The organism is Plantibacter sp. VKM Ac-2885 (assembly GCF_015351205.1).
Lineage (GTDB): Bacteria > Actinomycetota > Actinomycetes > Actinomycetales > Microbacteriaceae > Plantibacter > Plantibacter auratus.
The window spans coordinates 1858420-1882091 of the sequence record NZ_JADKSK010000001.1 but is presented as its reverse complement, the minus strand read 5'-3'; the positions used below and the strand labels follow the sequence as shown (position 1 = coordinate 1882091).

The 23672-nt window shown below is 69.9% G+C and carries 21 protein-coding genes and 1 tRNA gene; 9 read left to right on the top strand and 13 right to left on the bottom strand.

Translation table 11 applies throughout. The features are described 5' to 3' along the window. Positions 1-91: 91 nt before the first annotated feature. Positions 92-793, bottom strand: a complete 702-nt coding sequence (locus tag ITJ66_RS09065) for an SOS response-associated peptidase (protein WP_079705628.1) — start codon at positions 791-793, stop codon at positions 92-94. A 141-nt stretch (positions 794-934) separates the two neighbouring features. Here ITJ66_RS09065 and ITJ66_RS09060 point away from each other — a divergent pair, with 141 nt between their 5' ends. The 6 genes from ITJ66_RS09060 (at position 935) to ITJ66_RS09035 (ending at position 9483) form a co-directional block, all read left to right on the top strand. Further along, entirely contained in the window at positions 935-1672 is a 738-nt protein-coding gene (locus tag ITJ66_RS09060) for a hypothetical protein (protein ID WP_194644410.1), read from the top strand. Then, positions 1669-3264, top strand: a complete 1596-nt coding sequence (locus tag ITJ66_RS09055; protein WP_194644409.1) for a DNA polymerase Y family protein — start codon at positions 1669-1671, stop codon at positions 3262-3264. The genes ITJ66_RS09060 and ITJ66_RS09055 overlap by 4 nt, the downstream gene beginning before the upstream one ends. A 44-nt stretch (positions 3265-3308) precedes the next feature. Beyond that, on the top strand, positions 3309-6731 hold the full coding sequence (locus ITJ66_RS09050) for an error-prone DNA polymerase (protein WP_192018149.1): 3423 nt from the start codon (positions 3309-3311) through the stop codon (positions 6729-6731). 154 nt (positions 6732-6885) lie between these two features. After that, on the top strand, positions 6886-7362 hold the full coding sequence (locus ITJ66_RS09045) for a DapH/DapD/GlmU-related protein (protein ID WP_079002213.1): 477 nt from the start codon (positions 6886-6888) through the stop codon (positions 7360-7362). A gap of 106 nt (positions 7363-7468) precedes the next feature. Then, positions 7469-8875 carry a polysaccharide biosynthesis tyrosine autokinase gene (locus ITJ66_RS09040; RefSeq protein ID WP_194644408.1) on the top strand — a complete coding sequence of 469 codons (1407 nt, stop codon included), beginning with the start codon at positions 7469-7471 and terminating at the stop codon, positions 8873-8875. Continuing rightward, positions 8872-9483 (top strand): low molecular weight phosphatase family protein, encoded by a 612-nt coding sequence (locus ITJ66_RS09035; protein ID WP_194644407.1) that lies wholly within the window; start codon positions 8872-8874, stop codon positions 9481-9483. The genes ITJ66_RS09040 and ITJ66_RS09035 overlap by 4 nt, the downstream gene beginning before the upstream one ends. A 109-nt stretch (positions 9484-9592) precedes the next feature. Here ITJ66_RS09035 and ITJ66_RS09030 read toward each other — a convergent pair. From ITJ66_RS09030 to ITJ66_RS09015, 4 genes are all read right to left on the bottom strand, one after another. Further along, positions 9593-9664: transfer RNA gene (locus ITJ66_RS09030), tRNA-Gln, on the bottom strand. 91 nt (positions 9665-9755) lie between these two features. Further along, positions 9756-10676 (bottom strand): NAD(P)/FAD-dependent oxidoreductase, encoded by a 921-nt coding sequence (locus ITJ66_RS09025; protein WP_194644406.1) that lies wholly within the window; start codon positions 10674-10676, stop codon positions 9756-9758. Continuing rightward, positions 10673-12193, bottom strand: a complete 1521-nt coding sequence (gltX, locus tag ITJ66_RS09020) for a glutamate--tRNA ligase (RefSeq protein ID WP_194644405.1) — start codon at positions 12191-12193, stop codon at positions 10673-10675. Before gltX ends, ITJ66_RS09025 begins: the two co-directional genes overlap by 4 nt. Further along, positions 12186-13148 carry a LysR family transcriptional regulator gene (locus tag ITJ66_RS09015; RefSeq protein WP_194644404.1) on the bottom strand — a complete coding sequence of 321 codons (963 nt, stop codon included), beginning with the start codon at positions 13146-13148 and terminating at the stop codon, positions 12186-12188. The genes gltX and ITJ66_RS09015 overlap by 8 nt, the downstream gene beginning before the upstream one ends. Before the next feature lie 81 nt (positions 13149-13229). On the opposite strand from ITJ66_RS09015, the gene ITJ66_RS09010 reads away from it, so the two are divergent. After that, on the top strand, positions 13230-14303 hold the full coding sequence (locus tag ITJ66_RS09010) for an aminotransferase class V-fold PLP-dependent enzyme (RefSeq protein ID WP_194644403.1): 1074 nt from the start codon (positions 13230-13232) through the stop codon (positions 14301-14303). Between the two features lie 6 nt (positions 14304-14309). Here ITJ66_RS09010 and ITJ66_RS09005 read toward each other — a convergent pair whose 3' ends face one another. The 4 genes from ITJ66_RS09005 to ITJ66_RS08990 form a co-directional block, all read right to left on the bottom strand. Next, a complete protein-coding gene (locus ITJ66_RS09005) occupies positions 14310-15074 on the bottom strand; it encodes a fumarylacetoacetate hydrolase family protein (protein WP_192018155.1) in 765 nt (254 codons plus the stop codon). Positions 15075-15152: 78 nt separating this feature from the next. After that, on the bottom strand, positions 15153-16268 hold the full coding sequence (locus ITJ66_RS09000) for a branched-chain amino acid aminotransferase (RefSeq protein WP_191940846.1): 1116 nt from the start codon (positions 16266-16268) through the stop codon (positions 15153-15155). A 40-nt stretch (positions 16269-16308) separates the two neighbouring features. Further along, a complete protein-coding gene (locus tag ITJ66_RS08995) occupies positions 16309-17364 on the bottom strand; it encodes a 3-isopropylmalate dehydrogenase (protein ID WP_191940845.1) in 1056 nt (351 codons plus the stop codon). 100 nt (positions 17365-17464) lie between these two features. Next, a complete protein-coding gene (locus ITJ66_RS08990; protein WP_370582598.1) occupies positions 17465-18988 on the bottom strand; it encodes an MFS transporter in 1524 nt (507 codons plus the stop codon). A 114-nt stretch (positions 18989-19102) separates the two neighbouring features. On the opposite strand from ITJ66_RS08990, the gene ITJ66_RS20005 reads away from it, so the two are divergent. Beyond that, positions 19103-19660 (top strand): TetR/AcrR family transcriptional regulator, encoded by a 558-nt coding sequence (locus ITJ66_RS20005; RefSeq protein ID WP_194601452.1) that lies wholly within the window; start codon positions 19103-19105, stop codon positions 19658-19660. Between the two features lie 108 nt (positions 19661-19768). Here ITJ66_RS20005 and serA read toward each other — a convergent pair whose 3' ends face one another. The 3 genes from serA to ITJ66_RS08970 form a co-directional block, all read right to left on the bottom strand. Further along, positions 19769-21361, bottom strand: a complete 1593-nt coding sequence (gene serA / locus ITJ66_RS08980) for a phosphoglycerate dehydrogenase (protein ID WP_071260923.1) — start codon at positions 21359-21361, stop codon at positions 19769-19771. A 115-nt stretch (positions 21362-21476) separates the two neighbouring features. Further along, positions 21477-21848 carry a bacitracin resistance protein gene (locus tag ITJ66_RS08975; RefSeq protein WP_194644402.1) on the bottom strand — a complete coding sequence of 124 codons (372 nt, stop codon included), beginning with the start codon at positions 21846-21848 and terminating at the stop codon, positions 21477-21479. A gap of 5 nt (positions 21849-21853) precedes the next feature. Continuing rightward, entirely contained in the window at positions 21854-22402 is a 549-nt protein-coding gene (locus tag ITJ66_RS08970; RefSeq protein ID WP_194644848.1) for a hypothetical protein, read from the bottom strand. A gap of 71 nt (positions 22403-22473) precedes the next feature. Between ITJ66_RS08970 and ITJ66_RS08965 the strand changes: the two genes are divergently transcribed. Then, positions 22474-22860: a DoxX family protein gene (locus ITJ66_RS08965; RefSeq protein ID WP_229938623.1), complete on the top strand. Its 387-nt coding sequence runs from the start codon at positions 22474-22476 to the stop codon at positions 22858-22860. Between the two features lie 45 nt (positions 22861-22905). Here ITJ66_RS08965 and ITJ66_RS08960 read toward each other — a convergent pair whose 3' ends face one another. Continuing rightward, positions 22906-23661, bottom strand: coding sequence for a copper homeostasis protein CutC (locus ITJ66_RS08960; protein WP_064296255.1), 756 nt, complete (start codon positions 23659-23661; stop codon positions 22906-22908). Positions 23662-23672 lie beyond the last annotated feature (11 nt).

Genomic DNA, 23672 nt, shown 5'->3' with positions numbered 1-23672 from the left:
CGTTCGCGTCAGGGGCGGTTCTGTGTGCCCGGGGTAGGTTTCGTGTCTCCGGGGCGGTTCCGTTCCGCGCCTCCGGCCGACTCTCCTGCGGCTATTCCTGGACGGGGAGGATGAGCTCCGGTCCATCGCCCTGCAACGGCGCCACCCGGTGGAAGACGAGCTGCTCCGCGACGTCGGTCGCTGCGGACACCATCTCGTCGACCTCGTCCTGGTCGGCCTCGTGGTGCGGATCGAGCCAGGCGTCCCAGCATTCCGGCGGCAGCGTCACGGGCGTCCGTGGGTGCAGCTCCTGCAAGGGACCGACCGCCGGCCGCGTGAGGATGGTCGCGCTCAGCACCCAACGCCGCGGGTCGTCGTCCGGTAGCGAGCGGTCGCGCCACCACGAGTAGAGGGCCGCGAAGACGATCGGTTCACCACCAGCGGTCTGCACGTAGTACGGGGTCTTCGTCGCGCCCTCGGTGTGCCACTCGTAGTACCCGGCGGCGGGGACCAATGCGCGCTTCTGTTTGACCGATGGCGCGAACGTGGGCTTGGTGGTGACCTCCTCCGCGCGAGCGTTGAAGGTCGGGTACTGACTCTTCAGCTCGGTGGCGAACGACGGCACGAGTGACCACCGCGCCGATTCGAGCCGGCGGACCACCGGCCCCGTCTTCACCGAGTCGAGGATGATCGGGATCTGCTCGGTCGGGCGCACGTTGTACGAGGGCCCGGGCAGCTCGGCAGCCGCGTGGTCGATGTCGAAGAGCTCGATGAGTTCCTCGGTGGATTCGGTCACGACGAAACGTCCGCACATGGGCCCAGCGTACCGGGCGCCGCTGACACCGCGGACCGCGTGTCGGTGGGATGCCGGACCATGGTCGAGTCATCCGTCAGTCGCCGTCGAGACCGGATCGAGCCGGTTGACTTGTTCGAAGATATGTTCGAATATTGAGCCATGGCTCTCCGCGCACTCGTCGACTCCCCCGTCAGGGCGGACACCGCGACCGAGCTGCACGAACTCCAGGGGCGCATCAAGCGGATGCAGGGGACGCGCCTCGACACCCGATCCCTGCCGACCGCTCCTGAGCTCTCCCGGCTCCTGCCCGGTGGCGCCCTCCAGGCCGGAGGCAGCTACTCCGTGCTCGGCTCCACGGCGCTCGCCATGTCGCTCATGGCCGGGCCGTCAGCAGCCGGGACCTGGTGCGCCGTCATCGGTCTCCCGTCGTTCGGCGTGGAGGCGGCGGCCTCCATGGGCATCGACCTCGAACGACTCGTCCTCGTCCCCCAGCCCGGTCCGGACTGGCTCACGGTCACCGCGGCCATGGCCGACGTCGCCGGCGTGCTCATCACAGCGCCTCCCGGACGGATCGCCCCGAGCGACGCCGCCAGACTCGCGGCTCGCCTCCGGCAGCGCGAGGCCGCACTGATCGTCCTCGGTTCCTGGCCGCAGAGCGATGCGACGTTGCGCGTGACCGAGAGCTCCTGGAGCGGCCTCGGGGCGGGGCACGGACATCTCCGGCATCGGCGGCTCACCGTCAGCTCGATGCTCGGCCAGGGGGCTGCGGGCCGGCCCAGGACCGCGCACCTGACGCTGCCCCTGGGATCGACCGAGGGTCGCACCGCACCGCTCGCCGGCTCCGGTCTCCTCGACGACGACACCGTCGTCCGGCTCCCGATGATCGTGAACCGATGACGACCGAACCGCCTGCGGGACCGGTCGAGCGCACCATGGTCCTCTGGTGCCCCGACTGGCCGATCGTGGCGGCACGACTCTCTGGAACGCTGTCCGAGGACACGGCAGACGCTCCGCTGGCCCTGGTCGAGCATGGTGAGGTCCTGGCCTGCGACGCCAGCGCACGTCGAGCAGGAGTGCGGCGTGGACTCCGTGTCCGCGAGGCCGAGGCCCGCTGTCCGGAACTGGCGACCGCCGACTACGACCCGGTCGTCGACACCCGCGCCTTCGAGCCGATCCTCCTCGGCATCGAGGAGCTCATGCCGGGCGTCCAGCCCTTCCGGGCCGGGCTCTGCGCCATCCGATCCCGAGGACCGAGCAGATACTACGGCGGCGAGTCGGCTGCGGCAGAGGTCCTCCTGGCCCGCCTCGACGAGCTCGGTGTCCCCGATGCACGAATCGGCATCGCCGACGGCCCCTTCGCCGCGGAGCAGGCCGCGAGGTCCACCGCGTTCCAACAGGACGGTTCCCGGATCATCGTCATCCCCTCCGGAGCCTCTCCCGCCTTCCTGGCCCCGCTCCCCCTGTCCACCCTCGGGCGCCCCGAACTCAGCTCACTGCTGCACCGGCTCGGGATCAGCACCCTGGGGGCGTTCGGCGCACTGCCCGCGACCGAGGTCCGCGACCGCTTCGGCCCCGACGGCGCCCGAGCGCACCGCCTCGCAGCCGGCGCGGACGCCCGAAGCGTCGTCCCTCGCGTGCCGCCGACCGAGCTGGCCGTGTCGATCGCCTTCGAGCCCCCGCTCGACCGCATCGACCAGCTGACCTTCGGGTTCCGGCAGTCCGCGGAACGGTTCATCACCGGCCTGGCGGAGGCCGGCCTCGTGACCACCGCGATCACGATCAGCATGCGGAGCGAGCGCGGGGAGCGCTCCACCCGCACCTGGCTCCACCCACGCTGGTTCACCGCCGGCGACGTCCTCGATCGCGTGCGCTGGCAGTTGCAGGGCGCGTCCAACATCGATCACGGACTCGCCTCTCCCGTCGAACTCGTCGAGGTCGTCCCGGAGACCCTCGACGACGCTGCGGAACACGAGGAAGGACTCTGGGGCAGCGGACCGGACGAACGCATCCACAGCGGACTCGCCCGCGTCCAGAGCATGCTCGGCCACGACGGCGTCGTGACCGCGATGCCGTCCGGCGGCCGCCTCCTCCTCGACCGCCGCATCCTCGTCCCCTGGGGCAGCGTTCCGCCGGGTGGTGAGGCAGCCGTGGCCGAACGTCGGAACCGGCCGTGGCCAGGGACCATCCCGGGAGCGGCTCCCTCGACCGTCTTCGACACCGCCGTGCCGGTCGAGGTCGTCGACGCGACGGGCCAGGCTGTGGCGGTCGACGAGCGCAGCACCGTGAGTGCAGCACCCGCACGGTTCTTCGCTTTCTCGGACTGGCACGTCATCGACGGTTGGGCCGGCCCCTGGAGCATCGACGAACGCTGGTGGGACGACGACGGCCACCATCGCGTCCACCGTCTCCAGGTCCTCGACGACTCGGGTGACGCCTGGCTGCTCCTGCTGGAGGAGCAGCACTGGAGGGCTGAGGCCCGCTACGACTGAACCGCATCACGTCCGCACCACACCGCATGACGAAGGAGCCCAGCATGGGATGGAACAACCCCCCGGTCTCATGGTCGGAGTTCGAGCGCCGTCTGTCCGACGCGAGCCGTCCGGCCACCCTGCCGCTGGGAGCCGACGGTGGGGACAGCCCGGCCTGGTCGCGGAAGCGTCAACCGTACGTCCCCGAACCACCGGAGCAGCGCCCGTCGACGACGCGGGTCCCCTATGCGGAACTCCACGCGCACTCGAGCTTCAGCTTCCTCGACGGCGCGAGCCCGCCGGAGCGGCTCGTCGAAGAGGCTGCGGCACTCGGCCTGCACGCGCTCGCGCTCACCGACCACGACGGTTTCTACGGTGTCGTCCGGATGGCCGAGGCGGCGGAACGGTTCCCCGACCTCCGGACGGTCTACGGTGCCGAACTGTCCATCGGCTTGGACCGGCCGCAGAACGGCGTCCCCGACCCCGTCGGACATCATCTGCTCCTGCTCGCCCGTCGAGCAGAGGGGTATCACCGCCTGGCCGGTGCGATCACGGACGCACAACTCGCCGACGGAGCCGAGAAGGGTCACCCGATCTACGACCTCGAGCGGCTCGCCGCCTCCGTCGCCGGCCACGTGACCGTGCTCACCGGGTGCCGCAAGGGGTTCGTCCGCACCGCGCTCCGTGAGCACGGTCTGGAGGCCGCCGCCGCCGCGGTCGACCGACTCGTCGCCCTGTTCGGTCCGGAGCACGTCGTCGTCGAGTTGAGCGACCACGGCCACCCGGAGGACTCGGCGGAGAACGATGCACTCGCCGAGATCGCGGCGTTGCTCGACCTCACCGTCGTCGCCACGGGCAACGTCCATTACGCCACGCCCGAGCAGCATCGACTCCAGACCGCGCTGGCGGCCGTCCGAGCACGACGCAGCCTCGACGAGCTCGACGGATGGCTTCCCGCGGCCGGAACCGCGCACCTGCGGAGCGGCGCCGAGATGGCGGACCGGTTCGCCAGATACCCCGGAGCGGTGGCACGGAGCGTCGAGCTGGCCGACGAACTCGCCTTCAGCCTGCGGGCGGTCCGCCCGAAGCTCCCGCGACAGCGCGTCCCGGAGGGCCATACGCCCATGAGCTGGCTTCGGCACCTCGTGCTCGAAGCCGTCCCCGTCAAGTACCCCGACGCCACTCCCGAACACCTCCGACGCATCGAACGGGAGCTCGAGGTCATCGAGCAGAAGGACTTCCCCGGGTACTTCCTGATCGTGCACGACATCGTCAGTTTCGCCCGCGGCCGGGGCATCCTCTGCCAGGGACGCGGTTCCGCCGCGAACTCGGCCGTCTGCTACCTGCTCGGGATCACCGCCGTCGACTCGATCTTCTACGAGCTGCCGTTCGAACGGTTCCTCTCCAGCATGCGAGAGGAGGAGCCCGACATCGACGTCGACTTCGACTCCGACCGGCGCGAGGAGGCCATCCAGTACGTCTACGAGACCTACGGACGCCGCAACGCCGCTCAGGTCGCGAACATCATCAGCTATCGGCCGAAGTTCGCCGTCCGCGACACCGCCAAGGCGCTCGGGTACAGCCCCGGTCAGCAGGACGCCTGGTCGAAACAGGTCGAGCGTTGGGGCGGGGTCATGTCGAGCACCGACCACGACATCCCCGAGCGCGTCGTCGGCCTCGCGCAGCAGATGCTCACCCTGCCCCGGCACCTGGGCATCCACTCGGGTGGCATGGTGCTGACCGATCGGCCGGTCGGCGAGGTCTGCCCGATCGAGCACGGGCGCATGGACGGTCGCACGGTCCTCCAGTGGGACAAGGACGACTGCGCCTGGATGGGTCTCGTCAAGTTCGACCTCCTGGGTCTCGGCATGCTCTCGGCCATCCAGTACTGCTTCGACCTCGTGGCCGAACACACCGGGGAGCGCTGGACCCTGGAGACCATCCCGAAGGACGAAGCAGGGGTCTACGACCAGCTCTGCCGGGCCGACACCATCGGGGTCTTCCAGGTGGAGAGCCGCGCGCAGATGGGCATGCTGCCGCGCTTGCTCCCCCGCCGGTTCTACGATCTCGTCATCGAGGTCGCCATGATCCGCCCGGGGCCCATCCAGGGCGGCGCGGTGCACCCCTACCTGCGCCGGAAGACCGGCCAGGAGCCCATCACCTACCTCCACCCGAGCCTCGAACCGGTCCTCGAACGCACGCTCGGCGTGCCGCTGTTCCAGGAGCAGCTCATGCAGATGGCGATGGCCGTCGGTGGGTGTTCGGCCGAGGATGCGGACCTCCTGCGCCGGGCGATGGGATCGAAGCGCGGCGAGGAGAAGATCGAGAGCCTCAAGGACACGCTGTACCTCGGCATGGCCGGTAACGGCATCGTCGGAGCGGACGCCGATGCCGTGTACGCCAAGATCCAGGCCTTCGCCAACTTCGGCTTCGCTGAGAGCCACTCCCTGAGCTTCGCCCTCCTCGTCTACGTGAGCGCCTGGCTGCGTCTGCACTACCCGGGGGCGTTCCTCGCGGCCCTGCTCCGGGCGCAGCCCATGGGGTTCTACTCGCCGATGACGCTCGTCGCCGACGCCCGCAGACACGGCGTCTCCGTCCTTCGTCCCGATCTGCATCGCTCCGGCGCACAGGCCGGCCTCGAAGCGCTCGACCCGGAGGCCGCCCCCGGTGCCCCGGTCGCTCCCGGCGGACGCACGCGCTGCCTCGAACACGATCAGGGACCGACCGGGCTCTTCGATCCACTCCTTCCCGACGATTCGGCAGGACACCGGCGCGACGGCGCACTCGCCGTCCGGCTGGGTCTCTCCTCCGTCCAGGGGATCGGTGAGGAGCTCGCGAAGCGGATCGTCGCCGAACGGGAGTCCGGAGGGCTGTTCACCAGCCAGGCCGACCTGGCCAGGCGGATCGGCCTGAGCTCCTCGCAGTTGGAGTCGCTGTCGGCGGCGGGCGCCTTCGACGGATTCGGCCTCACCCGTCGTGAGGCGATGTGGGGCGCAGCGCAGGCCAGTCGGCATCGTCCCGACCAGCTCGAGGGGACGTTCACGACCGTGCAGCCGCCGTTGCTCCCGGTTCCGACGGCCGCCGAACAACTCATCTCCGACATCTGGTCGACCGGGATGTCGACCGACGACCACCCCATCCGCCACGTCCGTGCCGATCTCACACGACGAGGTGCGCTGCGGTCCGACGAACTCCTGACGGCGCAGACGGACCGTCGCGTGGAGGTCGGGGGTGTCGTGACGCATCGGCAACGGCCGGCGACGGCGAGCGGCATCACCTTCATGAACCTCGAGGACGAAGCGGGACTCGTCAACGTGATCTGCAGTGTCGGCGTCTGGAACCGGTATCGCCGCGTGGCCAGGGAAGCCCCGGCGATGGTGGTCCGCGGCATGCTGGAGCGATCACCGGAAGGCATCGTCAATCTGGTGGCGGATCGGTTGGAAGCGCTCCGGATCGGGGCGAACACCCGTTCGCGCGACTTCCAATGACCGGTCACGACCAAACCGCGGCGGCCTCCTCCTCCGAACACCCTCTACAGCACAGCACGAGACTCATGGGATTCCCAGGCAGGCCCCGGGAAGGAATGACCGGGAGCCACCCGGCGTTGTCCCCAGTGTTGAGTAGACCAGAAGGGGGTCACCCATGGCGAGAGTGTACGAAGAGATCGAAGGCCGGACCGGCGAGGTGGAACGGTACCGTCACCACCCGAACGGCAAGGGCATGGTCGCAGCTCGTGCACTGATCGATCCGTCGGCGTTCATCGAACGCACCACCTTCGTGGAGGCTGACGCGGACATCCGTGCCAACGCCTGGATCGGTGCCGGAACCTGGATCGACCGGTCCGCGGTGATCGGGGAAGGCGCCTTCATCGGCGCGAACGTCCACATCGGGGAGCGCTGTGTCATCGGACGCGGAGCGCGGGTCGGAAGCGACGCCCGTCTGGGTGCCGACGTCCAGGTCGCCCACGGCGCGAGCGTCGATCGGGATGCCAGGGTCGCAGACCGCACCGTGGTCGGCAGTGAACGACCCGTCATGACCGAACCGACGGTCCGTCAGACGAACCGCGCCCCGCGCCGACCTCGTGCGAACGGCACCGACCGGTTCGGCAAGGCCGCCTGAACGGCAGACCGCCCCACCACCGTCATGCAGGGCCCGGACTCGTGAGTCCGGGCCCTGCGTCATGTCCGCCGACGCGGCGGACATGCCAGACGACTAACATATCAGGATGGACCTGAAGGACTACCTGCGCATCCTCCGCCATCGTTGGCTGCTCATCGTCGCGATCACGCTGGGGGCCACCGCACTCGCCCACGGATACACGCTCATCACCAAACCCGTCTACCAATCGACGGGCCAGCTGTTCGTGGCCGTCACCGGTGGAGACTCCGTGGGCGACCTCAATCAGGGCAACACCTTCGCCCAGAGCCGCGTCGCCTCATACGTGATCCTCGCCACCGGCTCGACGGTGCGGTCCACGGTGGCTGACCGCCTCGACCTCGACCCCGCGTCGCTCATCGGGACGATCTCAGCGTACAATCCCGCGCAGTCGGTCCTGATCAACATCTCCGCCGTCGACAGCGATCCGGTTGCAGCAGCCCGCATCGCGAACACCGCAGCCCAGGTGCTCGTCGACCTGGTCGACGATGTCGAGAGCGCCAACGAGGTGGGCTCCGCCGGTGCACCAGGTGATCCGACCCCGGTCGGGCTGACGATCGTGGAACCGGCGTCTCCACCCCGGTCGCCCGTTGCGCCGAACGTGCTGCAGAACCTCGCGGTGGGCGTCCTCACCGGCCTCGCCCTGGGCGTCGGGATCACACTGCTCATCGAGGTCCTCGACACCCGACTCCGTGGTCGTTCGGCGATCGAGAAGCTCACGGACACGAGCATCCTCGGCGCCTTCCACACGGAGCCCACCGACGCGGCGCAACTCATCCTCGGATCGACGGAGAGCTACAGCCGGCGCGCCGAGAGCTTCCGGCAACTTCGGACGCACCTCCAGTTCGCCTCCATCGACGGCGGACTCCGCAGCGTGATGGTCACGTCCTCGGTCCCGGGCGAGGGGAAGAGCACCACCGCGGCGAACCTCGCGCTCGTCCTCGCAGAGGCGGGGAACGCCGTCCTCCTCGTCGATGCGGACCTGCGCCGACCCCGCCAGCACGAGATGTTCGGACTCGAGGATGCGGTCGGGCTCACGACCGTGCTCACCGGCAGGATCAGCCTCGGCGAGGCCTCGCAAGCGGTCGACGGGGCGGGGCGTCTCGCCGTCCTCACCTCCGGCGAGCTGCCGCCGAATCCGAGTGAACTCCTCGGATCGGCGGCGATGGAGCGCGCGCTCTCCGAGATGGAACGCGCGTACGACGTGGTGGTCATCGACACACCCCCGCTCATCAACGTCTCGGACCCGACAGCACTGTCGACCCTCGCTAGCGGGGTCCTGCTCGTGGCGTCGGCCGACGGGCGATTGCACCGCGATCAGCTCCGGCAGTCCCTCGAGAACCTCAGCTTCGTCCAGGCGAAGCTCCTCGGGGTCGTCCTCAACCGCGTCGAGGTGGCTCGAGGAGAGCAGTCGTCGTCCTACGCGTACTACCACCGGACCGCCCCGACGCGTCGACCGCGGCGGACCACAGCATGAACACCCCGCTCGATCCGCCTCCGACCCGAATCCTGATCGTCTGCACCGGCAACATCTGTCGGTCCCCGTATGCCGAGTTCCTCCTCACGAGCGGGCTGGCGGAGGTCGACGCGTGCGGCTTCGAGGTGCGGAGCGCCGGGACGGGGGCGCTGCGCGGACACCCGATCGACGCCTCGAGTGCGGCGTTGCTCGGTCCGCTCGCCGCGACGGCCGCCGACTTCACCGCGACGCAGCTCACCGCCGACCTCGTGGCTCGACAGGACGTCGTCCTCACCATGACGCGGGAGCATCGCAGCGCCGTCCTCAGGTTGTGCCCGGAGGCGCTGCGTCGAACCTTCTCCCTGCGTGAGTTCGCCCGGCTCCTCGACACCGTCGACTCGGGACGACTCCCCCGCCCTCGAGCAGGGCGCTGGAAGCATCTTGGCCCCGAACTGGCGGCCAACCGGACGAGCGCGCGACTCCCTGATCCGGCGCAGGACGACGTCGTCGACCCGTTCGGTCAGGGCCTGGAGGTCTTCCGTCGGATGGCCTCGCAGATCATCCCGGCCGTCGAGCGCATCATCGCATTCGAGCGCACATCTGTGGAGGAGGATTCGGAGCCGCGGTGAGAGACGTCGGTGGTTCGGCGGCGTCGCCAGCCCACGGAGCTGCACAGCACGCCGGAAACGACGAAGGCCCGCGATGATCGCGGGCCTTCGTCGTGGTGATGCTGTACTGCTGGGGTACCTGGACTCGAACCAAGAACAACTGAACCAGAATCAGTCGTGTTGCCAATTACACCATACCCCACTGTCAGAACCGAAGCCCCGACCGAAGAACAACACTAGCCTACGGAGGCGGTCGTCTCAAATCGAGGCGTCCCGGGCGCGTCGCGGGTCACTCAGCTGGGGACGCCCGCGAGGTCCCGGTTGAGTGCTCGGGACACTCGAGCGCCGTTCCCGGCCGCGACGATGAGCTGCTGCGGACCGGGAGGCGTGATGTCGCCGGCGGCGTACACGCCCGGCACGGACGTGCGACCCCAGGCGTCGACCACGACGTACCCGTCGGTGTCGCGATCGAGTGAGAGCTGTTCCAGATATCCGAGGGGCGCGGCCCACTGCGGCCGCACGAAGCCCCCGGAGCGCGGGATGAGCGCACCGTCGGCGAGGCGGACACCGGTGAAGCCGTCGCGACCGCCGTCGAGCTCCGCGATCGCTCCGCGCTCGACCCGAATGCCCGCGGAGGCGAGCGCGGCCTCCTCGGGACCGGTGACGGTGTCGGTACCGTTCGTGAAGACGATGAGGTCCGACGACCACTGTGCGATGAGGATCGCCCATTCCGCCAGGTCCGTCGTCTCGCCGATGAGCGCGAGCGGCGCGTCGGCCTTCTCGTACCCGTCGCACTCGACGCAGCTGTGCAGATCCGTTCCGTAGAAGGCCCGCAGGTTCGTGACCCTCGGCAGCGTCTCCGTGAGACCGCTCGCGACGACGACCGTCCGGGTCACGACGTCGCGATCCGGCTCGCCGCGGACCCCCTGGGCGACGACGTGGAAGCCGTCGGTGGTCGCCTCGATCGACTGCACGGACGCGAACTGGACCTCCGCGTTCGCATAGGCGGCAACCTCCTCGCGCCCCATTCGCCGGAGATCCAGCGGAGCGATGCCGTCGCGGGTGAGGAAACCGTGCGAGCGCAGCGTCGCAGCGTGCCGTGGGCGATTGCCGTCGAGCACGAGGATGCGCCGACGCGCGCGCGCCAGGTTCAGCGCGGCCGAGAGTCCCGCGGGTCCCGCGCCGACCACGACGACGTCGTACGAGTCGTTCATGACGCGAGGTGCGCGGAGAGCCGATCGAGTCGCGTGATCGATTCCGTCTTCCCGAGGATCTCGAGCGACTCGAAGAGCGGCGGGGAGATCCGACGCCCGGACGCGGCGACGCGGAGCGGGCCGTAGGCGATACGGGGCTTCAGACCGAGGCCTTCGATCAGCGCGCCGGCGAGCGCGTCCTGGATCGAACCAGCCGTCCACTCCGATTCGGGGACGAGCTCGAGCGCGCCGATGGACGCGGTGAGCACCTCGCCGGCGTTCGCCGGAAGACCCTTGAGCGCGTCCTCCTGGTACTCGAGCTCCGCGGCACCGCGGAACAGGAAGCCGAGGAGCGCGGGGACCTCGCCGAGCAGCGCGATGCGCTGCTGGACGAGCGGGGCTGCCTGCTCGAGCACGACCTGCTGCGCCTCGGTGACGGGCTCGCTCACTACACCGGCCTCGACGAGGTACGGCGTGATGCGGCCGAGGAAGTCGGCCGGCTCCAGCAGTCGGATGTGGTCGCCGTTGATCGACTCCGCCTTCTTGAGGTCGAAGCGCGCCGGGTTCGGGTTGACGTCGACGACGTCGAACGCGGCGATCATCTCCTCGATCGAGAAGACGTCGCGGTCGCCGCTCAGCGACCACCCGAGCAGCGCGAGGTAGTTGATGAGCCCCTCCGGCACGAAGCCGCGGTCGCGGTGGTGGAAGAGGTTCGCCTCCGGGTCCCGCTTCGAGAGCTTCTTGTTGCCCTCGCCCATGACGTACGGCAGGTGACCGAACCGCGGGACGAAGGTCGTGAGACCGATGTCGATGAGCGCGTGGTACAGCGCGATCTGCCGCGGCGTCGACGGCAGGAGGTCCTCGCCGCGGAGGACGTGGGTGATCTGCATGATGGCGTCGTCGACGGGGTTCACGAGCGTGTAGAGCGGCTTGCCGTTCGGGCGCACGAGGACGAAGTCCGTGAACGACCCGGCCGGGAAGGTGATCTCACCGCGCACGAGGTCGTCGAAGCTGAGGTCGTCGTCCGGGACCCGCAGACGGAGCGCCGGCTCGCGGCCCTCGGCTCGGAATGCGGCGCGCTGCTCGTCGGTGAGGTCGCGGTCGAAGTTGTCGTACCCGAACTGCTTCGGCCGGCCGGCCGCCTCGTTGCGGGCGTCGATCTCGTCGGCATTCGAGAAGCTCTCGTAGAGGTGCCCGGCAGCCGTCAGCCGCGCGATCACGTCGGCGTAGATGTCGCTCCGCTCGGACTGCCGGTACGGCGCGTGGGGTCCGCCGACGCCGACGCCCTCGTCCCAGTCGAGCCGCAGCCACGTGAGCGCGTCGACGAGCTGCTCGTAGCTCTCCTCGCTGTCGCGAGCGGCATCGGTGTCCTCGATCCGGAAGACGAGCTTGCCCCCCGTGTGCCGGGCGTACGCCCAGTTGAACAGCGCCGTGCGGACGAGACCGACGTGCGGCGTGCCGGTCGGCGACGGGCAGAACCGGACGCGGACGTCGGTGCCGGAAGCCGTGGAGAAGGGGTGCGTAATCGTGTCAGACATCGCCTGTCATCTTAGTCGCGCCGCCCAGGGACGCGGCGATCCGCAGGAGTGCAGCGACGGCGGGGATGCGGTCCGCGTGCTCGGCGCTGACGAGGTGGAGCGCCCGGTCGTCGTCGTTGCGCGTCGGCAGCACGACCACCTCGGTCGGCAGCTGTGCGGCCGCGAGCGCGAGGGTTGGGAGCAGGGCGACGCCGAGCCCGGCCGCCACCAGGGCGGTGACCGCGATCGCGTTGTCGGTCTCGTGCGCGATGACGGGCTCGAAGCCGCTCGACTGGCAGAGACCGAGGAGATGACCTCGGCAACGCGGACAACCCGCGATCCAACGCTCACCGGCGAGGGCCGCGAGGTCGACCTGTCGGTCACCGGCTCGAGCGTGGCCGACCGGGAGTACGAGACGCATCGGGTCGGTTCCGAACCGGCGCACGCGGAGTCCGGCCGCGCTCTCCCGATGCGGGTCGTCCGGATCGTCCGGGTAGCTGAAGGTGATCGCGACGTCGGCTTCACCGGCACGGACCGCGGCGACGGCCTCCGGCGGTTCGGCCTCGACGAAGGAGACGCCGATCCCCGGATGCTCGTCGGCCAGGCGAGCGAGGAGCTGCGGCACGAGCATCGACGACGCCGACGGGAAGGCGACGAGGCGCACCCGCCCACTCCGCAACCCCGCGAGTGCCGCGACCTCCTCGGACGCCGCGCGCACCGCTCGGTCCACCGCCACCGCGTGTCCGGCGAGGATCGCACCGGCCTCGGTGAGGCGGACGCCGCGACCGACGCGCTCGACGACCGGCATGCCGAGCCGACGCTCGAGCCGGCGGAGATGTTGGCTCACCGCCGGTTGACTCGAGCCGAGCGCGTGCGCGGCGGCCGTGATCGACCCGGTCGAGGCGATGGCGCCGACGACGAGGAGGGAACCGGCGTCGAGGGCCGATGACGAGGGCGGCGGCGAGAGGGTGGACATCCTCGAAGCATAATCTCTCGTTATGGTTCTCATCGAGAGCCGGTCCTTGTCGTATGGATACCCGGCGAAGAGACTGGATGCATGAGCACCCTCAGCCTCCAGGAAGCCAGCGGATCCTTCCCATCCGCACCCGGCTACCTGGCCGCCTGCACGCTGGGACTGCCGACGACGGGCACGACGGACGCCATCATGGCCGACCTCTCCGCGTGGCAGGCGGCTCGAACCGATGCAGCCGCCTACGGCGCCGTCGTCGAGCGGGTGCGCGGCTCCTTCGCCGAGCTGGTCCACGTGCCGGCCCGCTCGGTCGCGATCGGATCCCAGACCTCCGCCATGGTCGCCATGGTCGCGGCGTCGGTGCCGGACGGCGCCGAGGTCCTCTGCGTCGAGGGCGACTTCAGCTCACTCGTCGCTCCATTCCTCATGCAGGCGCACCGCGGCGTGCGTGTCCGCCACGCACCGCTGACCGAACTCGCCGCCCACATCGACGCCTCGACCTGGCTCGTCGCCTACTCCGCGGTGCAGTCCGCGACCGGCGCGGTCGCCGACGTGGTCGCGATCCGTGAGGCGGCGGCCGTGCACGGCGCGCTGACGCTCAACGACCTCACACAGGCGGCCGGGTGGCTCCCCGTCGACGCCTCGGCCGACGACATCACCGTGTGCCACGCCTACAAGTGGCTCTGCGCGCCACGAGGCGTTGCGTTCATGACGGTGCGCGACGAGGTGATGGACCGCCTCCGGCCGAGCCAGGCCGGTTGGTACTCGGGCGCCGACGTCTGGTCGTCCTGTTACGGCCCGTCGTTGCATCTCGCCGTGAGCGCACGACGGTTCGACGTCTCCCCCGCCTGGCAGGCCTGGGTCGGCGCCGAGCCCGCCATCGCCCTCTTCGCGGCGGTCGACGCCGTCGCCGTGTACGAGCACGACACCCGGCTCGCAGCGGCGCTCCGGGCGGGCATCGGCGAGAGCCGGTCGCTCCTCACCGGGACGGCCTCGGCCATCGTGACGTGGACGGATCCCGATGGACACGACCTCCGGGCGCTGCAGTCGGCCGGGATCACGGCATCGGGTCGCGCAGGCCGGGCAAGGGTCGCGTTCCACCTCTGGAACACCGACGACGACGTCGCAGCTGCGCTGACCGCTCTCGGTCAGCGCAGCTGACGCGGGTCAGGGCCGGCGGCCGGTGTTCCGCAGGATGCCGATGCCCGAGACCTCGACCTCGACGACCTGGCCGTCGGTGAAGGGTCCGACGCCGGCCGGCGTCCCGGTCAGGATGACGTCACCCGGGAGGAGCGTCCAGACGGCGGATGCGTACTCGACGATCGCGCCGATGGAGTGCACCATGTCGGACAGCGGGGCGTGCTGGCGGACCTCACCGTCGACGCGGGTCTCGATCGTCGCGCCGTCGAAGGAGAACTCCGTCTCGATGTAGGGGCCGAGCGGGCAGAACGTGTCGAAGCCCTTCGCGCGGGCCCACTGGCCGTCGGACTCCTGGAGGTCGCGGGCCGTGACGTCGTTCGCGATCGTGTAGCCGAAGATGACCTCGTCGGCACGCTCCGCGCTGACGTTCTTGGCGACGCCACCGATCACGATGGCGAGTTCGCCCTCGAAGTCGATGCGCTCGGACTGCTTGGGGAAGACGACGGCGTCTCCCGGCCCGACCACGGAGGTGTTGGGCTTCAGGAAGAGCAGCGGCTCGGCGGGAGCCTCCCCACCCATCTCGGCTGCGTGGTCGTGGTAGTTCTTGCCGACGGCGACGACCTTGGAGCGAGGGATGACCGGCGCGAGCAGGACCGCATCAGCGAGCGGGACGCGCTCCCCCGTCGGTTCGAAGCCCGAGTAGAGCGGATCGCCGTCGAGGACGACGAGATCCGCATCGTCGATGATGCCGTAGCGGATGGCCTGATCGTGACTGAAGCGAGCGATTTTCACCAGGCCAGCCTATCCCGAGGTGCCCCGGCGACACGGAAGCCCCGCACGAGGTGCGGGGCTTCCCAGGCTGCTCGGAGCCTACTCGGCGTCGAGACGCGTCATCCACCCGTGGCGGTCGGGCAGTCGACCGTACTGGATGTCGGTCAGTTCCTGACGCAGCGACATCGTCAGTTCGCCCGCCGGAGCGTCGGCGTCGCCCACGGTGAAGTCCTTGGCCTTCAGCTGCGCGATCGGCGTGACGACCGCAGCCGTGCCGCAGGCGAACACCTCGACGATGTCGCCGCTCTCGACGCCCTCGCGCCACTCGTCGATCGTGACCCGGCGGCGCTCCACCCGGTGTCCGCGGTCCTCCGCGAGCTGCAGGATGCTGTCGCGGGTGATGCCCTCGAGGATCGAGTCCGATTCCGGCGTGACGAGCGTGCCGTCGCGCTTGACGAGGACGACGTTCATCCCGCCGAGCTCTTCGATGTAGGTCGCCTCCTGCGCGTCCAGGAAGAGCACCTGGGCGCACCCGTGCTCGTACGCCTCGGCCTGCGGGAGCAGGGAGGACGCGTAGTTGCCGCCGGTCTTCGCCGCCCCGGTGCCGCCCTTGCCCGCACGGCTGTAGTCGGTTGACAGCCAGATGGACACGGGGGTGACGCCGCCGGTGAAGTACGCGCCGGCCGGGCTGGCGATGACGTAGTAGTTGACCTTCTTCGCGGGGCGGACGCCGAGGAAGGCCTCCTTGGCGAACATGAACGGCCGCAGGTACAGGCTGGTCTCCGGCGCGGAGGGCACCCAGGCACCGTCGACGGCGATGAGCTGCTTGATCGACTCGACGAAGTACTCGACCGGGAGCTCCGGCAGCGCGAGCCGCTTGGCCGAGCGCTGCAGGCGACGGCCGTTGGCGTCGGGGCGGAACGACCAGATGGACCCGTCGGCGTGACGGTACGCCTTCAGGCCCTCGAAGATCTCCTGGGCGTAGTGGAGGACGGCGGCGGCCGGGTCGAGCGAGATCGGACCGTACGCCTGGACCCGTGGGCGGTGCCATCCACCACGCTCGGACCAGCAGATGTCGACCATGTGGTCGGTGAAGTGCTGCCCGAAGCCCGGGTCGGCGAGGATCGCGTCGCGCTCTGCGGCGGGGACGGGCTGCTCGTTTGGGGTCACGGTGAAGGCGAGTTCGCGCTGCGCCATGGGGAGGTTGATCGTCATGATGGTGTCTTCCGTCGTGATCTGCGTGTCTGGTGGGCGTCTACCGGTTCGCCGCGAGGGCCGCGATCGCATCGCCGACCTCGGTCGTCGTGCGTGCTGCGCCGGTGCGGGCGGCGATGTCGGCGGTGACGGCAGTGGCGACTCGCGCCGCCTCCGTCTCGAGCCCGAGATGCGACAGCATCAGGGAGACGGAGAGGATGGCGGCGGTCGGGTCGGCCAGCTGCTTCCCGGCGATGTCGGGCGCCGATCCGTGGACGGGCTCGAACATGCTCGGGTACGTGCCGTCCGGGTTGATGTTTCCCGAGGCCGCGAGTCCGATGCCGCCGCTGATCGCGCCGGCCAGATCGGTGAGGATGTCGCCGAAGAGGTTGTCCGTGACGATGACGTCAAATCTAGCAGGATCCGTGACGAGGAAGATGGTGGCCGCGTCGACGTGCAGGTAGTCGACCGCGACGTCGGGGAACTCCGCGGACACCGCGTCGACGACGCGCTTCCAGAGCGACCCGGCGAAGACGAGGACGTTGGTCTTGTGGACGAGGGTGAGCTTCCGCCGACGCGCGGCCGCAGCGGTGAACGCGTAGCGCACCACCCGCTCCACGCCGTAGGCGGTGTTGACCGACACCTCGTTCGCGATCTCGTGGGGCGTGCCCTGGCGGATCGCTCCGCCGTTGCCGACGTACGGCCCCTCCGTGCCTTCTCGGACCACGACGAAGTCCACGTCGCCGGGCTCGCTCAGCGGGCTCGGGACACCCGGGTACACGACGGTCGGGCGCAGGTTCACGTAGTGGTCGAGGCTGAACCGGAGCTTGAGGAGCAGCCCGCGCTCGATGTTCGCGTTCGCGAGCCGGGGGTCGCCGGGCACGCCGCCGACCGCTCCGAGGAGGATGGCGTCGTGCGAGGCGATCGCGGCGAGGTCCGCGTCGGTCAGCACGTCGCCGGTCTCGAGGAACCGCGCGGCGCCGAGCGAGAAGGGCGTCTGCTCAAACCGGACGTCGCCACCCTGCACCGCCGCATCGAGGACCTTGAGCGCCTCGCCGACGACCTCGGGACCGATCCCGTCGCCGGGGATGACTGCGAGCTTGACGGTGCGGGACATGCGACTCCTGAGGATGCGACGACGGTGTGCGCCCAGCTTAACGCTTCCGACCTCGGGTGGATCGTGCCACCCGTCTCCGGGTGGCACGATCCACGGAGCCCTACCGGACCCGGCGCAGACCGATCGCCGCGACGAGCATGGCGGCCACGATGAGGCCGACGCCGATCCACGCTGCGACACCGACACCGCTGTCGAAGGCGTGCCGCGCGGAGTCCATGAGTGCGCCCGCGAGGTCACCGGGCAGCTGCTCGGCGACCGTCGCCGCACCACCCAGGGTCTCCCCCGCCGCCTGCTGCTGGGCGGCGGTCAGTCCGTCCGGCAGGACGACCGAGGAACGGTAGGACGCGGTGAGCACGGTGCCGAGCGTCGCCGTGCCGAGCACCGCGCCCAGCTCGTAGGCGGTCTCGGAGACACCGGACGCCGCACCGGCCTTCTCCGGCGGCGCACTCGCGATCACGAGCTCGTTCGACACCGTCTCGGCGGAGCCGATGCCGAGCCCGAGGGCGACGAACGCGAGGCCGATCCCGAGGGCCGAAACGTCTCCCCCGGTGATCGCGATGGAGGCGTATCCGACGGCGGAGACGACGAGTGCGATCGGGACCACGATGCCCGGACGGACCCGCTTGGAGATGGGCACGATCACGAGGCCGGCGATGATCATCACGATGAGGCCGGGGAGCAGGACGAGCCCGGCGTCGAGCGGCTGCAGACCCAGCACCAGCTGCAGGTGCTGCGACACGAAGAACAGCCCACCGACGAGCGCCGTCACGCTCAGCAGGTTGATGACCACGGCGCCGCTGAACGAGGCCCGCCGGAACAGGCTCAGGTCGAGCAGCGGATGCTCGAGGCGGAGCTGACGGCGGATGAACAGGACGCCGCTGATCACGCCGACGACCATCGAGGCGACCGTGAGCAGGTCGAAGCCGGCTTCCGCCAGGTGCTTGATGCTGAACACGAGTGGCGTCATCGTCAGGAGGATGAGCAGGATGCTCGGGACGTCGATGCGTCCGGGGTTCGGGTCCTTCGACTCGGGGATGAGGAAGGGCGCGAGGACGACGAGCGGCAGGAGCACCGGGACGGCGAGCAGGAACACCGCGCCCCAGGCGAAGTGCTCGAGGATAATCCCACCGACGATCGGCCCGAGCGCGCTGCCGGCGGCGAACCCGCTGGCCCAGACGGCGATGGCGAACCGTCGCTGGTCGCGGTCGAGGAAGATGTTCCGCAGCAGCGAGAGCGTCGACGGCATGAGCATCGCTCCGAAGAACCCGAGTGCCGCCCGAGCCGCGATCAGGAGCTCGGCGCTGGGCGCGAACGCCGCGGCGACGGAGACGACGCCGAACCCGATGGAACCGATGAGCAGGAGGCGACGACGACCGATGCGGTCACCGAGGCTGCCCATCGACACCAGCAGGCCGGCGAGCACCAGCGGGTAGATGTCGACGATCCAGAGCAGCTGCGTCCCGGTCGGGGTGAGCGCGCTCGAGATCGCGGGCAACGCGAAGTTGAGGACCGTGTTGTCGACCGACACCAGCAGGACGGGGAGCATGAGGACGGCGAGCGCGAACCAGGCTCGCCGACCGGCACGGGGAGCGGCGACGGCGGTGGGTTCGGTGGCGGTGGACACGATGACCTCTTTCACAGCGTGGAGAACGGCGCCGGTCGGGCGCCGCCCGCTCGACTATACCGTCCAGCCGGTATAGTATCAATCCGAATCCGACGAGCCGAATACGATGGAGCCATGGCGAAGCAGACCGCAGCCCGAGAACGCGTCCTCGACGCCTTCGCCGAACTCCTCATCGAAGAGGGCGAACGCGCCGCCACCCTCGACGCCGTCGCCGCGGCGGCCGGCGTCTCCAAGGGCGGACTGCTCTACCACTTCGGCAGCAAGGAGGCGCTCGTCGACGGCCTCATCGACCGGCTCTCGGAGATGAGCGAGGCCGACACGGCGCGGATGCTCGCGGCCCCGGAGGGCGTCGTCGAGTACTTCGTGCGCACCTCCGTCGACTGCGGCACCCCGTTCGACCGGACGATCATCGCCGTCGCGCGGCTGGCACAGGGGCAGCACGCCCAGGCGAGCGGCGCGATGGCGGACATCCGCCGGAGCTGGTTGCGCACGGTGGAGGATGCCGTCGGCGACCCGGACACCGCCCGCGCCATCGTGCTGATGTGCGACGGTCTCTACGCCAACACGGGGCAGCTCGGCATGGGGGTCAGCGATCCCGATGAGGGCAGCGACGAGGCGATCGAGCGGCTCCTGGCCGTCATCGCGCGGCTGCTTCCCGCCGGCGGGCACTGAGCCGGGACACCCCGACGGCCACACCGGAACGGCCTCGGCGCCTCGGCCTGCAGACGACGATGCCCCGCACCGGACGGCGCGGGGCATCGGGTCGGAGCAGCGGTCGGGTTACTGCTCGGTGATGTCGATCTCACGGAGCAGCGTCGCGTCGATCGTCTCGCGGATGACCTCGAGGACGTCGTCGGCGACCGGCGAGTCGACCGTCAGGACGCTGAGCGCCGGGCCGCCGGCCTCGTGACGGGCGATCTGCATGCCCGCGATGTTGATGCCCGCCTCGCCGAACCGCTGGCCGTAGACGGCCACGATGCCGGGTCGGTCGGTGTAGACCATCACGATGTGGTGCTTCGCGAACGGCACCTCGACGTCGTAGCCGTTGATCTCGACGATCTTCTCGGTCTGCTTCGTGCCCGTCAGCGTGCCCGACACCGAGATCTGCGATCCGTCGCTGAGGGCTCCGCGCAGCGTGATGACGTTGCGGTACTCCTCGCTCACCTCGTCGGTGAGCAGGCGCGTCACGACACCGCGCTGCTCGGCGAGTAGCGGGGCGTTCACGTACGAGACCGTCTCGCTGACGATGTTCGTGAAGATCCCCTTGAGCGCGGCCAGCTTCAAAACGCTGACGTCGTACCCGCTCAGCTCGCCGTGGACCTCGACGTCGACGCTCGTGAGCGACGAGGTCGAGAGCGCGGCGAACACCTGCCCGAGCTTCTCGACGAGCGGGATGCCGGGACGGACGTAGGGGTCGATCACGCCGCCGGCGACGTTGACCGCGTCCGGGACGAGTTCGCCGCCGAGCGCGAGGCGCACGGACTTGGCGACCGAGACGCCGGCCTTCTCCTGTGCCTCATCCGTCGACGCACCGAGGTGCGGCGTCACGATGACGTTCTCGAGCCCGAGCAGCTTCGTGTCGGTGGGCGGCTCGCTCACGAAGACGTCGAGGCCGGCACCGGCGATGACGTTGTTGGACAGCGCCTCGTACAGCGCGTCCTCGTCGATCAGGCCACCGCGGGCGACGTTGACGACGTAGGCCGTCGGCTTCATGAGCGCGAACTGCGGGCCGGCGATCATGCCCGTCGTCTCCGGCGTCTTCGGCATGTGGATGGTGATGAAGTCGGACTGCGCCAGCAGCTCGTCGAGCGTGACCAGCTGCACCCCGAGCTGCTGTGCACGGGCGGACGTGATGTAGGGGTCGTACGCGATGACATTCGTGCCGAACGCCTGCAGACGGGCCGTGATGAGGGCACCGATACGACCGAGGCCGATGATGCCGATGGTCTTCTCGTACAGCTCGGTACCGGTGTACTTGGAGCGCTTCCACTGCCCCTGGGCGAGCGCGGCGTGCGCGGCCGGGATGTGGCGGGCGAGGCTCAGGATGTGGCCGACGGTGAGCTCGGCCGCGGAGATGATGTTCGACGTGGGCGCGTTGACGACCATGACCCCGGCCGTCGTTGCCGCCTTGATGTCGACGTTGTCGAGACCGACACCCGCGCGCGCGACGACCTTCAACCGGGTGGCCGCCTGGATGGCCTCCTCGTCGACCTTGGTCGCGGATCGGACCAGGATGGCGTCGGCGTCGGCGATCGCCGCGAGCAGAGCCGGGCGGTCCGTCCCGTCGACGGAGCGCACGTCGAAGTCGGGCCCGAGGGCGTCGACGGTTGCTGGTGAGAGTTCTTCGGCGATCAGTACGACCGGTTTCGACACGGAACGGTTCCTTCGCAGTAGCAGTGGGGTGGGCAGCGCGTCGGTGTCCGGCGGCCATCGCAAGCCTATCGGAGGCGCACCGGGCGGTTCGTCGTGTGACGAGGCGACGGCCGGGTCAGACGGAGAGGTCGATCAGCTGCTGCGCGCCGAACATCGCGAGGACCGACAGCGAGATCGCCGCGACGACGCACAGGGCGACGAGGTAGCGCACGGCCTGCTCGCCGAGCGACCGGTCGCGACCGGTCCAGAAGGCGATCGCGAAGGCCACGATCGGCAGGAGCAGGCCGCCGATGAGGACGACCCAGCCGAGCGGCAGGACCGGCACGGCGAGGCCGTTCGCCGTCCCGACGATGCCGACGAGGTTGCCGACGGCTTCGAAGACGTCATAGGCGAAGAACAGGCCGAACAGGACGGCGACGGACCAGCTGAGCCAGCCGGGTCGCTCGGCGGCGGGTTTCGACACGGGGTCCGCGGTGGTGGAGGGCATCAGGGTCACACTCCTCGGAGGAACGGCCAGGGCAGGATGAGCACGACGCCGAGCAGGAGCATCGCGATCCTGACGACGGGTCTGCCGCCACGCGTCAACCAGAGCGTCGCGGCCATCCACACGGGTCCCGCGGCGACCGCGAGTCCCTGTCCGAGATCGAACATGAACCGGCCGACCGCGTCGCTCGGCACCGCCGCGTCGGGACGGAACGCCGAGATCAGCCAGCCGACGCTGTACAGCAGGAAGACCCCGCCGAAGATACCGAGCGTGACGAGCATGACCGAACTCATCTGCTCGCGCTCACCGGCGGCAGCCTCGTCCGTGACCCTGTCGGTCGGCTTCGCGACGTCGACCTCGACAGGAGGGGCGACCGGTTCCGCACTCGGACCGGCCGACTCAGAGGCCGGCGGGACCGCCGCGGTCGCCCGACCACGTGTGATCGGCTCCGGCGATGCGGGCTCGAACATGGTCCGGTCGCCGGAAGCCGAGGCGTCGAGCGTCGGATCGTCGTCGCCCGCCCAGCTCAGCGCGTCTTCGTCCCGCGGCTCAGTCATACCGCCAGCCTATCGCCGCCGGGCCGACCACCGAGTGCGGCGATCCGGACGCGACGGAGCAGAATTGCCTGGTGAACCCGTTCCCGCTCCTGCAGTCCGTCCTGACCGTCGTCCTCGCGATCATGTTCATCGGCATGGGAGTCCTCCACTTCCTCCCGGGACCGGCGAAGACCATGGCCGCGATGATCCCGGGACCGCTGCGGAGCAGCACCATCACACCGCGGATGCTCGTCGTCTTCACCGGTGTGTGCGAGGTCGCGGGCGGCGTCGGCCTGCTCGTCCCACCCACCAGGCTCGCCGCAGTGGTCTGCCTGATCGTGTTCCTCGTCGCGGTGTTCCCCGCGAACGCCGCTGCCGCGCGCCAGCCCGAGCGGTTCGGTCGCCTCGCCGTGCCGTTCGTCCCACGGCTCATCGGTCAGCTCGTGCTGATCCTCGCCCTCGTCATCGTGGCGCTCTGATCGCACGATGTGACCGATCGACGGTCCCCTCGGTGCCGACGGATCTCAGACGGCGACGGCAGCACGCCTGGCCGCGGCCACCGCGCGAGCGACGGTCGTCGCGTCCGTGATGTCGTAGCTCGGCGATCCTCCGCCGGGGCCGGTCTCGGTGACCCGGCCGGCACGACGACGGGCGGAGAGGTGCACCGCGTCGACACCCGCCCGGGCGAGGGCGGGGATCGCATCGATCGTGACGCCGCCACCGGCCATGATCTGCATCGAGCTGTCGCCCCTCGAGGCCATCTGCGCGAGCTTCTCGGCACCGTCGATGCTCGCGCGCGCGCCGCCGGAGGTCAACAGACGGTCCACACCGGCGTCGCGCAGCTGGTCGGCGGACCGGACGGGGTCGGTCGTCGCGTCGACGGCCCGATGGAACGTCACCGCGAGCGAGCCTGCAGCCTGACGCAGCTGCGCCAGCGCCTCCAGGTCGATCGTGCGGTCGGACCGGAGGGCGCCGACGACGATGCCCGCAGCACCAGCGGCCTCGAGCGCGAGGATGTCGCCGGACATGACGTCGATCTCCGCGGGCGAGTAGACGAAACCACCCTCTCGCGGACGCACGAGGACGTGCACGAAGTCGCTGAGCCCGGCTTCGTCCGCAGCACGGACCGCCGCCATGACCAGTCCGATGGAGGGGGTGAGCCCGCCGGTGCCGAGGGCCTGGCACAACTCGACCCGCTGGGCTCCCTCGCGGATGGCGATGCGGACCCCCTCCACGTCCTGGACGGCGATCTCGACGGCGATTGGCGACTGGAGGCTCATTGGACCCATTG